Raw genomic sequence first — 12,695 nt, 5'->3', positions numbered from 1 at the left:
CTCTCACACCTGCAACACGCTTGAGACCAGCAACTGCGTGTACGCATGTTGCGGATCGTCCAGCACCTGATCGGTCAGGCCGGATTCGACCACATGACCGTCTTTCATCACCATCAGCCGGTCCGCCAACAGGCGCACCACAGCCAGATCATGCGTGACGATGATGGCGCTCAACCCCATCTCGCGCACCAACCCGCGCAGCAAATCCAGCAGACGCGCCTGAACCGAAACATCCAGCCCGCCCGTCGGTTCATCCATGAAAACCAGCCGAGGCCCGGTCACCAGATTGCGCGCGATCTGCAACCGCTGCTGCATCCCACCGGAAAAGGCGTTGGGGCGGTCATCGACGCGGTTCGCTTCGATCTCGACCCGGCCCAGCCAGTCGATGGCCTTGTCGCGGATGTCACCATAGTGACGGTCACCGACGGCCATCAGACGCTCGCCAATATTGCCGCCCGCGCTGACCGACATGCGCAGCCCGTCGCGCGCGTGCTGGTGGACAAAGGCCCAATCGGTGCGCCCCAGCATCCGACGTTCGGGTTCGGACATGGTCACCGTATCCACCGGCCCGTCGGTTCGTGTATCGAAAACAACCCGCCCCCCGTCCGGTTCCAGATGACCGGCCAGACAATTCAGCAACGTCGACTTGCCCGAGCCGCTTTCGCCCACAATTCCCATCACCTCACCGGGATAGAGATCAAAGCTGACGCCGGTACAGCCGATCCGGGAGCCATAGGTTTTGCGGATGTTCTGAACGCTTAACAGCGGGGTCATGGCTCTACCTCGGATCATAGGCAAATTCGATCCGATTGCCGCCTGGCTCTCGGATCATAAAGTGGATTTTTGGCCCAGCACCCGATGGTTCAGGGGCAAATTCCACCTGAACGCCGGGCCAGTCTTTCACAGCGGCAAACACCACATCCAAAGACTCGCGCGATGGGATTTTGAACGCCACATGGTGCAGCCCGACATTGGCATGACGATCAAAGCCGTGCTGATTTTCGCCCTTTTGTTGCCAAAGGGTCAGAACCGCCGAACCGTTGCTGATAAAGGCCGAGGGGTACTCGGGCCGTCCACCAACCACATCCCAGCCCAGCGCCTCAACAAAGAACGCCTTGGTCCCCTCAAGGTCCGAAACCGTCAGGCCAAGATGATCAATTCCCAGAACGTGTTCGCGTATCATGCTGCATCTTCCTTGGCCAAACGCCCCTCATGCCCCGCCGCGCGGCGCGAGCGGCAGTAATCGGTGTCGGAGCAGACAAACATCCGGTTGCCCGCGTCATCCATGATCACCTCGTCCAGATAGCTGTCTTCGGCCCCGCACAGGTCGCAGGGATGGTCTGCTTTGGTCGCCTCGAACGGATAGTCCTCGAAATCTAGGCTGACGACCTTGGTGTGCGGCGGCACCGCATAGATGCGCTGCTCGCGCCCCGCGCCGAACAGCTGGATCGCGTCCATTTCCAGCTTGGGGTTATCGAATTTAGGGATCGGAGACGGATCCATCACATAGCGCCCGGACACTTTTACCGGATAGGCGTATGAGGTCGAAATTGCCCCGTGCTGACTAATATCTTCGTACAGCTTCACATGCATCAGCCCGTATTCTTCAAGCGCGTGCATCTTGCGCGTTTCCGTCTCACGCGGTTCCAGAAAGCGCAGAGGCTCGGGAATTGGCACCTGATAGACGAGGATTTGATCCTCGGTCAGTTCCGCCTCGGGGATCCGGTGGCGGGTCTGGATGACAGTCGCCTTTTCGGTTTCTTCGGTGGTCTCGACCCCGGCGGTATTCTCAAAGAACTTACGGATCGAGACTGCATTGGTCGTGTCGTCCGCGCCCTGATCAATCACCTTGAACGTATCATCCGGCGTCAGCGTCGCGGCCGAGACCTGCACCCCGCCGGTACCCCAGCCATAAGGCATCGGCATCTCGCGGCTGGCAAAAGGCACCTGATATCCGGGTACAGCCAGTCCTTTGAGGATCGCCCGCCGGATCATCCGCTTAGTTTGCTCGTCGAGATAGGCGAAATTGTACTCGCTCATAGTATTCCTCTCTCGGACAATTCGGCTTCCAGTGCTTCGGTGCCGACAAAATGAATAGCGTCCATTCCCACGGCACACGTACCTTCGACATTGTGCAAACCATCGTCGATGAACACGCAGTCTTGGGGCTGAACAGCAGCCTGTTCGCACAGAAGTCTAAAAATACGCGGGTCGGGCTTCATTATGCCTTCCTGACCGGACACCACCAACGTTCCGAACACCTCACCCAACCGGGGGTGCACCTTTAGACCCTCTGGCCAGGTTTCAGCCGACCAATTGGTGATGGCGTGGATGGGGGTTCCATTTGCCTTGAGGCGATCTAGGATATCCCAAGTTCCGTGCACCGCGTTTTGAACGGTGAGGGTATATCGCTCCACGTAGGAGGCGAACAGGTTTTGATCCTTTGGGTCCGCCAACTCTTTGGCCATATCGGAGAACAGCTCGCCATTGTCTCCCTGCGCGTTTTTGGCTTTGAACCCGGTGCGTTCGATAAAGGCGTGGGCGGCGTCCTCGGACCCCAGATCGTCAACCCAGGCAAGATGGGGGTGCCAATCAACCAATACGCCGCCGATATCGAATACAACGACCTTCATTCCGCAGCCTCCTTTGGGGTGATCCGTTCCTGGGCCTCGCGGCGTAGTTTTCGGACTAGTTCCAGTTCGGACTGGAAATCCACGTAATGCGGTAGCTTGATATGTTCCAAGAAACCGGTGGCCTGAATGTTGTCGGCATGGCTTAGGACAAATTCCTCATCCTGCGCGGGCGCGCCCAGATTGTCTTCGCCCAACTCCTCCCACCGCAAGGCGCGGTCGACCAGAGCCATGGCAATGGATTTACGCTCGGATTGACCGAAGACCAAACCATAACCGCGGGTGAACTGAGGTGGTTCGGTTTTTGAGCCCTTGAATTGGTTAACTGTCTCGCATTCGGTCAACTCGACTTCACCGATTTCTATGGCAAAGCCCAACTCGGGAATGTCCATCTCGACTGCAACTTTGCCAATCCGCAGTTCGCCCACGAAAGCATGGTTGCGGGCGTATCCGCGTTGGGTGGAATACGCCATGCCCAGTACAAACCCTTCATCCCCGCGGGTCAGGGATTGCAGACGCAGGGGACGGGTCGAGGGAAACTCCATCGGTTCACGTGTCAGGTCGCCCGGTGTCTCGTCGCTGGTAGGTTCATCCTGAATGATGTCCTCACCCTTGAGGAATTCGGTGATATGTGGCGGTGGCTCGGTGCGCGGCGCGGCTTCGGGCGCAATCGGGTCGCCGCCTTCTGCGGCCAGTTTGAAATCCAGCAAACGATGGGTGTAGTCGAAGGTCGGCCCCAGCACCTGCCCGCCGGGCGCATCCTTGAACGTGGTCGAAATGCGCCGGTCGCATGCCATATTGCCTGTCGCAACCGGGTTGGTGTACCCAAAGCGCGGCAGCGTCGTGCGGTAGGCTCGGATCAGGAAAATCGCCTCGATCAGATCTCCGCGCGCCTGTTTGATCGCCAGTGCAGCAAGATCAGGGTCATACAGCGACCCTTCCGCCATCACCCGGTTCACTGCAAGGCTTAGTTGTTCGCGGATTTGGGCGACGCTCAGCTCGGCCACGTCCGGCGCGCCTCGGCGCTCTTCGGCCAGCCAGGCATGGGCGTTCTCGATCGCCTTCTCACCCCCTTTGACAGCGACATACATCGGTTACACCTCCGCGCTGATCTGGGTACTGCGCGGCAAGGCCGCTACGGTTGCACCAGATGTGAAAAAGAAATCGCAGCCCAGCGGATAAAGCGCCGCGTTGGCTTGCAGCGCCGGAATATCAGGCAGCGACAGTCGGGCCGTGTCCCGGATTCCCGGTCCTGACAACTGGGCCCCTTGCGCACTCAGACCATCACACTCCACGATCAGGGTGGCCGAGCGGTCGGGATATTCTGCCGTCCCTATGCGATACTGCCCGATCGGCAACAGCGCTTGCCAAGCACCGACCACAAAGTCGGCCTGCGCTGCATCCGTAAAGGGTGCGCCGGTGTGGAATGTCAGCCATTGCCGCACGGCATCCGTGTCTAACTCTCCGGCCAGACAAACCTTGGTGTCGGGGTCACACAATGTCAGCAGCAACGTGCCCGCCGCAACCGATAGCGGCGCAGGTGGCTGTGCCCCGGCCAGCGTTCTGATCTCCCCCGGCCGCGCCATGACGGTCATCGCGGCGCGAAAGGCGTGAGACGACTGAACCGGAGCATTATCGAACCCACCCGAAAACTGAGCTTGTGTGGTCATCAATCCTCTCCTCGGACCAATGTGAAGAACTCAACCTTGGTGGCGGCAGCTTTGGCCGCGCGCCGGGTGTGGTCTGCCTGCGCACGTTCTGACAAAGGGGCGATCACTTGGGCACGGACTTCATCCGCCGCAGCAGTTTGCATCAACGCGTCAATCAGCGCGGCAGCCTCAGATTTTGGCTTGGACCGGCCCTGGACATAGCCATGCCCGACCGTGCCATCCTCCAACACCACCGAACACCGGGTAACGGTCATTTCCCCCAGGTTGAATGGGGCGCCCGTAGCCCCCGCACGACCCCGCACCATAACGCCGCCGATTTCGGGGCGGCGCAGCCATTCAAAGCGCGGAGGCGTGGCATATTTCTGCCAAAGGGCCATTAATGCGTCTTCGGGCGCGCGGGCCAGAAGACCCATCCACGCCCGACGCGCTTCGGTGTTGATTTCTGACAATTCCGTCATCGGACCCTCTTGGATGGGTTGTCTATTTATACTATACAACTAGACAAATATTACACCTCAACGGTACCTTCCGCAATCCACCGGTGCATGAAGATTTGATGACATGAGTAAAACACCCATCTGGAAAAGCATCGCGTTGGCCCTGATCTCAGATATTGCCGAAGGCCGCTATGACACCGGCGACCGACTGCCGACCGAGGCGCAACTGGCCGCCAAGCATGGTGTGAACCGCCATACGGTGCGACGCGCTCTGGCAGACCTGACCGAGCAAGGGCTAGTTCACCCCCGGCGCGGAGCAGGTGTCTTTGTGGCAGCGCGACCCACCGACTATCCGATCGGAAAACGCGTCAGGTACCACCAAAGCATATCGGCCAGCGGAAAAATTCCGGGCAAGAAAATCCTGAGCCTGACAACGCGAACGTCCGATGCGGCCGAGGCCGAGGCCCTGAGTCTGACCCCCGGCGATCCGGTGCACGTCTATGACGGCTTGTCTTTAGCGGATGGTCAGCCAATCGCTCTGTTTCAAAGCGTCTTTCCGGCCAAGCGCCTGCCCAATATTCTGACCGCCTTGTCCGAGACACAATCCGTGACCAAAGCATTGCAACGCTGTGGGATCGACGACTACACCCGCGACTCCACCCGCCTGACCGCACGCGCCGCGAGCGCAACCCAGGCTTTGCACCTGCGCTTGCCCGAGGGTGCCCCTGTCCTGCATTCGATCGGTATCAACATAGCGCCCGATGGCACACCCATCGAATATGGCCGCACCACATTTGCCGGTGAGCGCGTTACTCTGACACTTGGGGATGATTGAGCCCAAAATGCTCCCGCCCGTCTTCAACCTCCTGCCGGAGGGATCATCCTGTTGGGCATAGCGCCGCGCAAAGCGCGGCGCCGGGCCCAAGGCCGCCAGCGGGTATCGGCGTAGCCGATGCGTGCGCGGGCGCGGGAGGACCACGCCCACACATGTTGCGGCTACTCGTATTTCTCGAGGAACGCTTCCGCCTGCAGCGACCGGAAATCCGGAAGCGCAGCCCGCAGGCGCGCATTGTCCCAATCCCACCAGGCCAAGGCCAGCATTCGCTCCGCGACGCCAGCGGGGTATCTCGGCCGGATCGGAGCAGCCGTCACACCACCTACAATGGTGTATGGTGTGACATCCTTGGTCACGACCGCGCCTGAGGCCACAATCGCACCGTGACCAATTGTGACTTCGGGTTTGATGATCGCAGCATGGCCGACCCATGTGTCATGACCAATCACGGTCATCCGACTGGCGCGATGTTCGAACCAAGCTGCATCATCTTCTACGTCATCCCAATAATCCGCCGAACGATACAGGAAGTGATGCAACGAGGCTTTCTCCATCGGGTGATCCGTTGCACCGACCCGGGTAAAACTGGCGATGTTGGCAAACTTGCCGATCTGTGCGTTCGCGATATCACAGGTCCTGTCACAATATGAATAATCCCCAAGCTCCACATTGGCCAATCGCGTCCCGGCACCAATTTCGACATACGCGCCGAATGTGCTGTTGGTGATCGCACAATCTGGGTGGATAAACGGTTGATCGGAACTCAGTCGTGCCATGTGATTTCCTTAGCTCGCGGATAACGCGATCTTTGCCTTTTTCCGTTGCGGCTTTGTTTCGCCCTGGATCAATCGGCGACGCAGCCAGCCCGAGAACCAATCCATCAGCATTACCATCAGGATGATCAGAACGATGTAGTAGGCAACCTCTTCCCAGTCTTTCTGGGTGATGATGGCCTGCGTCAGCAGCAAGCCTATCCCACCGCCCGTAATCGCACCAATCACAGTGGCGCTGCGCGTGTTGGATTCGAGGAAATAGAGCAACTGGCTGAGCAGCACCGGCGTCACCTGCGGGATCACCCCGAACCGATAACGTTGCGGAGCATTGGCTCCGGTCGATTGGACGCCTTCGATCTGTTTTTGATCCACATTCTCCAGCGCTTCCGAAAAAATCTTGCCGAACGTCCCCGTATCCGTCACCAGAATGGCCAGCGCACCTGTCAGCGGACCGGGGCCGAATGCCCGCGCCAGAACGACGGTCCAGATCAGAGCGTCCACACCGCGCACAAAATCAAACACCCGGCGCGTGAGAAACCGAACCGAACGCAGCGGGTTGAAATTGCGGGTCGCAAGGAAAGCGAGCGGCAGGGCCACAATGCCTGCCCCCAAGGTTCCGAGGAAGGCCATCAGGATCGTCTCGAAAATGGCCCAAGCCACGTCCTGATGGCGCCACATCTTGTTGGTCCAGAAATCATTCAGGATCGCGCCTGCCTCACTATTTGCGGCCAGCCCAATGAGTTGCGGGAACGACTTGCCATAGTAGGGGCTATCGAGGGTGAAGAAGAACAGCTCCCACCCGTTGAAATAGCGGAACACTTCGGACCGGTTGCGCGTCACGGTCAGGCGGCCGGCATCCGTGGTGATCGCCATCCGGTTCTTTGAGACATTGATCCAGTCGGGCACGTCGCCTGCGGGCAGCTCGGCCTGAACACCCGCCGAACGGGTCGGCGTAGCACGCACCGTGCCATAACCGGGGATGTCATATTCCACCGTCTCGGGGCCAAACCGCACGATATGGCCGTCTTCCAGATCAATCACCGTGGTCTTGCCCAGAGCGACCCAATCCGACGCTTGGCCTTCGGGATATGCACCCTTGCGCTCACCTTCGATAGCGGCCGAGACTTCACCTGTGCGATTGTCACGCTCGATGTGGGTTTTGTAACTGTAGCTGTCAGCCACAAGCGTCTTGCCGTTTTCCCAGTTGGCGCGTCCGGCCAATCCGGGCACGTCGAAAGCGAAAAACACATAGGTCAGATAGACCAGCACCAACGCAGGCAATCCAAAATTGATCAGGCGCTTTCGGCTGAACAGACGATCAGCCTCGGCCTTCAACTCATCAAGGGTGAGGTCAGTGGCGAAGGTGCTCATGCCCGCGCTCCTTTCTCGGATCCGTGGGTCAGGCGATCACGCAGATGGCCCGAGATTTGGTCGACCACAACGATGGTGACGAACAACAGCAAGAAAATCGCGGCAGCCTGATCGTACTTGCCCTGCCCCCAGGACATCGAGTTGCGCAGCTCATAGCCAAGACCACCTGCACCGACGAAACCCAGAATGGCCGAGGCGCGAATGTTGATCTCGAACCGCAGCAGCGCGTAGCTGACATAGTTCGGCCCAACCTGAGGGATCACGCCCAGGTACATGCGCTGCGACCAGTTCGCGCCGACCGAAGCCAAACCCTCGACCGGTTTCAATGAGGCGTTCTCATTCACCTCAGAAAACAACTTGCCCAGTGCGCCAGCCGTATGGATTGCAATGGCGATCATCGCCGGAACCGGGCCGCCACCCAGAATAAAGATCAGGACCAGAGCGATCACGATTTCAGGGATAGCGCGACAGATATCGGCGATACGCCTAAACAGGGGGATCAGCGCGGGCCAAAGCGCCATTCCACGTGTGGACATCAGCGCAAGGAACGTACCCGCAATGGTGCCGATCAGCGTAGATGCGGCGGCGATGTTGATCGTTTCAACCAGCGCAGGGAAGAACTTGACCAGATTGGCGGGCAACGCGTCGATCTTGTCCCATGCCTCGGACAGAACCTCGGCCGGATAGTCAAAAATGCAGCGCCAACCGTCAAAAAAACTGCCGGCGTTGCGGTCATCCGCGGTGCGGAACCCGGCGGCCATCAGGGCCACAAATACGATCAGAAGAATACCACCATAGACCCGCTTGCGTCGTGTCATCTCGGTATAGTCGTCCCGGATCTGGTCGACGGTCGGGGACCCTGCGGTCAGGTCTGTCATGGAATGCTCCTGAGTGGAAAACGGGGCCCGGCTTGGAACACCGGACCCCGGTCTTTGGGGTGTGCAGGCTTAGTTGGACTTCAGCTTGCGCGCTTCGATGATGATCTCATACGCGTCATGCGTGATCGGCTCGAACGCGCGGGCTTCACCGGCGGCAACGCCGTAGAAGCACTCACGGTCTTTCTCAGCCAGACCAGCCATCAGAGCGGTCATTTTCTCTTTTACATCTGCAGGCAGCGCGGTGCGCAGAACAACCGGACCTTCGGGGATCGGCTTGGATTTCCAAATCTGGACCATGTCGTTCATGTCGACCAGACCGGCATCAACAGCGCGACGCAGCGCGCCCGACTGATACCCATCTTCCCAATCGCCCAGGCCGTCAGCCCAAGTTACGCCACCATCGACGTCACCGTTGTTCACGGCAACGATGGTCTGCTCGTGGCCACCGGTGAATTTCACCTCACCGAAATAGTCGCCCGATTCCATGGTGGAACCCGTTGCCGCAGGGATTTCGATCGACGGGATCAGGTAGCCCGAGGTCGAGTTCGGATCGCCAAAACCAAAGGTCTTGCCCTTCATGTCCTCCAGCGAGGTGATGCCGCTGTCTTTGCGCGCAAAACCGATCGAGAAATAGCCATAACCGCCATCGGTGTTGACCTTGACCAGAACCGGCTCGACCGCTTCGGGATCAGACAAGTAGGTTTTCGCATAACCCGAAGCACCCAGCCACGCCATGTCGATGGTGCCGCCCAGCAAGCCCTGGATCACGCCGTCATAATCAGCCGGTGCGAACAGTTTGGTTTCAACGCCCAGAGTTTCCTCGGTGTATTCGCGCAGGCATTCGTTGTTGTTCAGACGGTCCTGAGCGTTTTCACCGCCCAGAATGCCGATGCGGAATTCGTTGATATCCGCGGCCAGGGCCGGCGCGGCCATTGCAGTTGTGGCCACTAGGGCTGCCATCAGTTTTTTCATCTGTTTCTCTCCGGTTTGATATGCCGGCCTTTCATCGGCCGGTCGATGAAAGGGGTAGTTGGCTTAGATGGTTGCTTCTGCTTCCATCAGGGCCTTCTGAGTCGCATCCAGCGTCTCAATCTCGGTCGATGTCGCCTCTTCCGAGAAGCTGGCATCAGCGCCATAGATCTCGCGGGCGACGCCGGTTGTCAGTTGCTCAGGCAGGCCGTCGAACACGATGCGACCGTCACGCATACCGACAACGCGATCGCAATAGCGACGAGCCGTATCCAGCGTGTGTAGGTTGGCGATTACTGTGCGGCCGTCTTCTTCATGGATGCGGCGCAGTGCCTGCATGACGACCTGCGCATTCATCGGGTCCAGCGAGGCAATGGGTTCGTCCGCCAGAATGATGCTTGGGTCCTGCATCAGCGCGCGCGCGATGGCGACCCGCTGTTGCTGCCCACCTGACAGCGCTTCGGCCCGTTTGGGTGCGTGCTCTGCAATGCCCAGACGGTCAAGAATGTCGATGGCGCGGTGAATTTCCTCCATCGGAAACAGGTTGAACATGGTCGCCAATGTCGAATGGCGGTTCAGCGTACCATGCAGCACGTTCGACACCACATCCATGCGCGGCACCAGATTGAACTGTTGGAAGATCATCGCGCAATCGGCCTGCCAGGCACGCTTGTCGCGGCCCTTCAGCTTGGTGACTTCACGTCCTTGGAAAGTGATCTCGCCTTCGCTGGCGTCCGTCAGACGGTTGATCATCCGCAGCAAGGTCGATTTCCCTGCACCGGAACGACCGATGATCCCGATCATGCAAGGTTTGTCCACGTCCAGCGTGGCCCGGTCCACGGCGATATTGTCGCCAAAGCGCTTGGTCAGTTTTTCGATACGCAGCACGTGCCACCCCCAATACATGTTGGCGGTCAGCTACAGATCCTGCTCAACGAATATGTGTCAGGGCAGTGAAAGTTTTGTAACGGCGCAAAATGCGCGGGGGCTACCCTTTGTAGGACGTCGGCGGTATATGCGACGACGACTCTACTGATGACATGAGGCCGCCATGAGCTTTGACCGCACCATCAAGATCGCACCGTCGATCCTCTCCGCCGATTTCGCCAATTTCGGGGCCGAGATTCAGGCCATCGAAGCCCAGGGCGCCGATTGGGTCCATGTGGATGTGATGGACGGTCATTTCGTACCTAACCTGACCTTCGGCCCTCCGGCGGTCAAAGCGTTCCGACCGCATGTGAAAACGGTGATGGATGTCCATCTGATGATCACTCCGGTCGATCCTTACATTCAGGCCTATGCCGATGCCGGAGCCGACATCCTGACCGCGCACATTGAGGCAGGGCCGCACACTCACCGAACCCTGCAAGCGATCCGCGCTGCAGGCATGAAGGCTGGTGTTGCCCTGAACCCCGGCACCCCGGCCGAGGCGGTCGAACACCTGTTAGACCTGACTGATCTGGTTTGTGTGATGACCGTGAACCCCGGTTTTGGCGGGCAGAAATTCATCGACATGACCGACAAGGTCCGCCGTCTGCGCCAGATGATCGGCGACCGCCCCATCCATATTGAGATCGACGGCGGCGTCGATCCAAACACCGCCCCACTGGTCGCGGCGGCCGGTGCAGACGTTCTGGTCGCAGGGTCGGCTGTGTTCAAAGGCGGATCAGTCTCGACCCCCGAAGTATATGGCGAGAACATCCGCACCGTGCGCGCCGCCGCAGAAACAGCACTTTAACGCCTTCGGGCCATGCACCTGCTGCACTGCGGCTATGCCTGATTTCAGCTACCTAATCGCACAAGCTGCGATTAGGTTTCGGACTGTCAGAATTCAAACCTATGGCGTGTTTCCATGTCCAAACCCTCTTCACCCCGCCCGTACAGCTTTAACCCCGTTGGCCTGACCGGGCGCTTGCCGCATAGACTGCGCACAGCACTGCACAAGCTGTCCAAGGCGCGATCTTCGGCTCGACGCATCCGTGCCTATTGGGTCATGAGCGATCAGGACCTGCGCGCACGCAGCTTGAGACGCGAAGACATCATCCGACTGGTTCTGGCGGATGTGATCTAAACACAGTCCCCACCCAAGGCGATTTGTGGTGCAGGGCTCAGGCGCATCCCTGCGCTATTTGGCTTTGCTTGTCATCCGGGACAGCTTTGCGTCCCGATAGTCAAATTTCGCGCTGCGATAGGGCGCGAAGATCGCGTCGCAATCCGTGGCATCTGGTGATGGAGGCCGAATGAAATCGTGCAGTTCAAAGCCCTGCTCGGCCATCACTGCCACAAAGTCACTGAACCTGTAACCACCTTGGTATCGCCGCCGAACCGAGACCTCGGCCAGAACAAAGGCGCAGTTTTGCAGCATTTCGCTTGCGCCCTTGATCACCTCAATCTCGAACCCTTCGGTATCGATCTTCAGGCCAAAAGGCCCATCGTAAGAACGCGCAATCTCATCCAACGTGCGGACGGGCACCAGTCTTTCCTCAATGCCGGACGTATGCGCACTGGCGGCTTCGTCAAAGGCCATCATCGTAGCGCGCGTTCCCAGCACTCGGCCAGCAACTGTCGGTATATGAAGGGTGGTCTGCCCGTTTTCCGCGCCAACACCGCAGGCATGGAAGTCGAAATCAATTTTGTCGCCCCAATTCTTGCGCAGCTTAACTTCATAGTCCGCGATCGGCTCGACCAGAACAAATTTCGCCTTTGGAAAGGCCTCATACAGATGAGAGGTGCCCGACGCGACGCCAACATCGAAAATAGTGGCGGCCTCAAAGCCCAGGCTTGCGATATAGTCCCCGCTCTCTCTATTGACCGATACTTGATAGCCGCGACGTTTCAGACGCCGAGCCAATCGAATTTCGATGTCATCCATAGGTGAATTCTCCGTTGGCGCGCCTAACACAGTCGGCGAAGCAGTCGAGCTAAAGAAACATCGCTTTGCCACAAGCACAACGAAAAAGGCCGCCCCCTATGGAACGGCCTTCTTTAGTTCAACGTTTAGGGCCGAGATTATTCGACGAATAATCTCAGCACCTTCACCGATTACTCAGTGATTTTCGACACAACGCCGGCGCCGACGGTGCGGCCGCCTTCGCGGATCGCGAAGCGCAGGCCCTGCTCCATCGCGATCGG

General features: G+C 58.8%; 17 protein-coding genes. 3 read left to right on the top strand and 14 right to left on the bottom strand.

Going from position 1 to position 12,695, the window contains the following annotated elements; translation table 11 throughout:
• Positions 1-3: 3 nt before the first annotated feature.
• Genes phnK through phnG form a run of 7 tightly spaced genes read right to left on the bottom strand, consistent with a single transcriptional unit; the run spans position 4 to position 4,758 of the window.
• A complete protein-coding gene (gene phnK / locus ACR0L1_RS15080) occupies positions 4-774 on the bottom strand; it encodes a phosphonate C-P lyase system protein PhnK (RefSeq protein WP_480859655.1) in 771 nt (256 codons plus the stop codon).
• A 4-nt stretch (positions 775-778) separates the two neighbouring features.
• Complete coding sequence (locus tag ACR0L1_RS15075) at positions 779-1,183, bottom strand: VOC family protein (protein WP_480859653.1); 405 nt, start codon at positions 1,181-1,183, stop codon at positions 779-781.
• Positions 1,180-2,040 (bottom strand): alpha-D-ribose 1-methylphosphonate 5-phosphate C-P-lyase PhnJ, encoded by an 861-nt coding sequence (locus ACR0L1_RS15070; protein WP_480859652.1) that lies wholly within the window; start codon positions 2,038-2,040, stop codon positions 1,180-1,182. Before ACR0L1_RS15070 ends, ACR0L1_RS15075 begins: the two co-directional genes overlap by 4 nt.
• Positions 2,037-2,633 carry an HAD family hydrolase gene (locus ACR0L1_RS15065; protein WP_480859650.1) on the bottom strand — a complete coding sequence of 199 codons (597 nt, stop codon included), beginning with the start codon at positions 2,631-2,633 and terminating at the stop codon, positions 2,037-2,039. Before ACR0L1_RS15065 ends, ACR0L1_RS15070 begins: the two co-directional genes overlap by 4 nt.
• Positions 2,630-3,721, bottom strand: coding sequence for a carbon-phosphorus lyase complex subunit (locus ACR0L1_RS15060; protein ID WP_480859648.1), 1,092 nt, complete (start codon positions 3,719-3,721; stop codon positions 2,630-2,632). The genes ACR0L1_RS15065 and ACR0L1_RS15060 overlap by 4 nt, the downstream gene beginning before the upstream one ends.
• A 3-nt stretch (positions 3,722-3,724) precedes the next feature.
• Entirely contained in the window at positions 3,725-4,300 is a 576-nt protein-coding gene (gene phnH / locus ACR0L1_RS15055) for a phosphonate C-P lyase system protein PhnH (RefSeq protein WP_480859646.1), read from the bottom strand.
• Positions 4,300-4,758 carry a phosphonate C-P lyase system protein PhnG gene (gene phnG / locus ACR0L1_RS15050; protein ID WP_480859644.1) on the bottom strand — a complete coding sequence of 153 codons (459 nt, stop codon included), beginning with the start codon at positions 4,756-4,758 and terminating at the stop codon, positions 4,300-4,302. Before phnG ends, phnH begins: the two co-directional genes overlap by 1 nt.
• Positions 4,759-4,861: 103 nt before the next feature.
• Between phnG and phnF the strand changes: the two genes are divergently transcribed.
• Positions 4,862-5,572, top strand: a complete 711-nt coding sequence (phnF, locus tag ACR0L1_RS15045; RefSeq protein ID WP_480502870.1) for a phosphonate metabolism transcriptional regulator PhnF — start codon at positions 4,862-4,864, stop codon at positions 5,570-5,572.
• Between the two features lie 161 nt (positions 5,573-5,733).
• Here the strand turns inward: phnF and ACR0L1_RS15040 are convergent, their stop codons facing one another.
• From ACR0L1_RS15040 to phnC, 5 genes are all read right to left on the bottom strand, one after another.
• Positions 5,734-6,348: an LbetaH domain-containing protein gene (locus tag ACR0L1_RS15040; RefSeq protein ID WP_170782966.1), complete on the bottom strand. Its 615-nt coding sequence runs from the start codon at positions 6,346-6,348 to the stop codon at positions 5,734-5,736.
• A gap of 9 nt (positions 6,349-6,357) precedes the next feature.
• Positions 6,358-7,716, bottom strand: a complete 1,359-nt coding sequence (gene phnE, locus ACR0L1_RS15035; protein ID WP_480859642.1) for a phosphonate ABC transporter, permease protein PhnE — start codon at positions 7,714-7,716, stop codon at positions 6,358-6,360.
• The gene (gene phnE, locus ACR0L1_RS15030) at positions 7,713-8,594 is read right to left on the bottom strand and encodes a phosphonate ABC transporter, permease protein PhnE (RefSeq protein WP_480859640.1); all 882 of its coding nucleotides are present in this window, start codon (positions 8,592-8,594) and stop codon (positions 7,713-7,715) included. Before phnE (ACR0L1_RS15030) ends, phnE (ACR0L1_RS15035) begins: the two co-directional genes overlap by 4 nt.
• Positions 8,595-8,663: 69 nt before the next feature.
• Positions 8,664-9,566 (bottom strand): phosphonate ABC transporter substrate-binding protein, encoded by a 903-nt coding sequence (gene phnD, locus ACR0L1_RS15025; protein WP_170790305.1) that lies wholly within the window; start codon positions 9,564-9,566, stop codon positions 8,664-8,666.
• Positions 9,567-9,629: 63 nt separating this feature from the next.
• Positions 9,630-10,451, bottom strand: coding sequence for a phosphonate ABC transporter ATP-binding protein (gene phnC / locus ACR0L1_RS15020; RefSeq protein WP_480502875.1), 822 nt, complete (start codon positions 10,449-10,451; stop codon positions 9,630-9,632).
• Between the two features lie 163 nt (positions 10,452-10,614).
• On the opposite strand from phnC, the gene rpe reads away from it, so the two are divergent.
• Both rpe and ACR0L1_RS15010 read left to right on the top strand, forming a co-directional pair.
• Positions 10,615-11,301: a ribulose-phosphate 3-epimerase gene (rpe, locus tag ACR0L1_RS15015; RefSeq protein ID WP_170782970.1), complete on the top strand. Its 687-nt coding sequence runs from the start codon at positions 10,615-10,617 to the stop codon at positions 11,299-11,301.
• Positions 11,302-11,415: 114 nt separating this feature from the next.
• Positions 11,416-11,634, top strand: coding sequence for a hypothetical protein (locus tag ACR0L1_RS15010; protein WP_170790303.1), 219 nt, complete (start codon positions 11,416-11,418; stop codon positions 11,632-11,634).
• Between the two features lie 54 nt (positions 11,635-11,688).
• On the opposite strand, the gene ACR0L1_RS15005 is transcribed toward ACR0L1_RS15010, so the two are convergent.
• Both ACR0L1_RS15005 and ACR0L1_RS15000 read right to left on the bottom strand, forming a co-directional pair.
• A complete protein-coding gene (locus tag ACR0L1_RS15005) occupies positions 11,689-12,435 on the bottom strand; it encodes an FkbM family methyltransferase (RefSeq protein ID WP_480859637.1) in 747 nt (248 codons plus the stop codon).
• A 170-nt stretch (positions 12,436-12,605) separates the two neighbouring features.
• Positions 12,606-12,695, bottom strand: a 90-nt coding sequence (locus tag ACR0L1_RS15000; protein WP_480495899.1) for an EF-Tu C-terminal domain-related protein, incomplete at its 5' end; no start/stop codon positions are given.

It is taken from the genome of Ruegeria sp. J8 (assembly GCF_056531925.1).
The sequence above is the reverse complement of the archived record's forward strand: the minus strand, read 5'-3'. Positions and strand labels throughout refer to the sequence as shown.

Coding starts and splice junctions, on each gene's coding strand:
- phnK (WP_480859655.1), bottom strand. CDS start 774: ATGACCCCGCTGTTAAGCGTTCAGAACATCCGCAAAACCTATGGCTCC.
- ACR0L1_RS15075 (WP_480859653.1), bottom strand. CDS start 1,183: ATGATACGCGAACACGTTCTGGGAATTGATCATCTTGGCCTGACGGTT.
- ACR0L1_RS15070 (WP_480859652.1), bottom strand. CDS start 2,040: ATGAGCGAGTACAATTTCGCCTATCTCGACGAGCAAACTAAGCGGATG.
- ACR0L1_RS15065 (WP_480859650.1), bottom strand. CDS start 2,633: ATGAAGGTCGTTGTATTCGATATCGGCGGCGTATTGGTTGATTGGCAC.
- ACR0L1_RS15060 (WP_480859648.1), bottom strand. CDS start 3,721: ATGTATGTCGCTGTCAAAGGGGGTGAGAAGGCGATCGAGAACGCCCAT.
- phnH (WP_480859646.1), bottom strand. CDS start 4,300: ATGACCACACAAGCTCAGTTTTCGGGTGGGTTCGATAATGCTCCGGTT.
- phnG (WP_480859644.1), bottom strand. CDS start 4,758: ATGACGGAATTGTCAGAAATCAACACCGAAGCGCGTCGGGCGTGGATG.
- phnF (WP_480502870.1), top strand. CDS start 4,862: ATGAGTAAAACACCCATCTGGAAAAGCATCGCGTTGGCCCTGATCTCA.
- ACR0L1_RS15040 (WP_170782966.1), bottom strand. CDS start 6,348: ATGGCACGACTGAGTTCCGATCAACCGTTTATCCACCCAGATTGTGCG.
- phnE (WP_480859642.1), bottom strand. CDS start 7,716: ATGAGCACCTTCGCCACTGACCTCACCCTTGATGAGTTGAAGGCCGAG.
- phnE (WP_480859640.1), bottom strand. CDS start 8,594: ATGACAGACCTGACCGCAGGGTCCCCGACCGTCGACCAGATCCGGGAC.
- phnD (WP_170790305.1), bottom strand. CDS start 9,566: ATGAAAAAACTGATGGCAGCCCTAGTGGCCACAACTGCAATGGCCGCG.
- rpe (WP_170782970.1), top strand. CDS start 10,615: ATGAGCTTTGACCGCACCATCAAGATCGCACCGTCGATCCTCTCCGCC.
- ACR0L1_RS15010 (WP_170790303.1), top strand. CDS start 11,416: ATGTCCAAACCCTCTTCACCCCGCCCGTACAGCTTTAACCCCGTTGGC.
- ACR0L1_RS15005 (WP_480859637.1), bottom strand. CDS start 12,435: ATGGATGACATCGAAATTCGATTGGCTCGGCGTCTGAAACGTCGCGGC.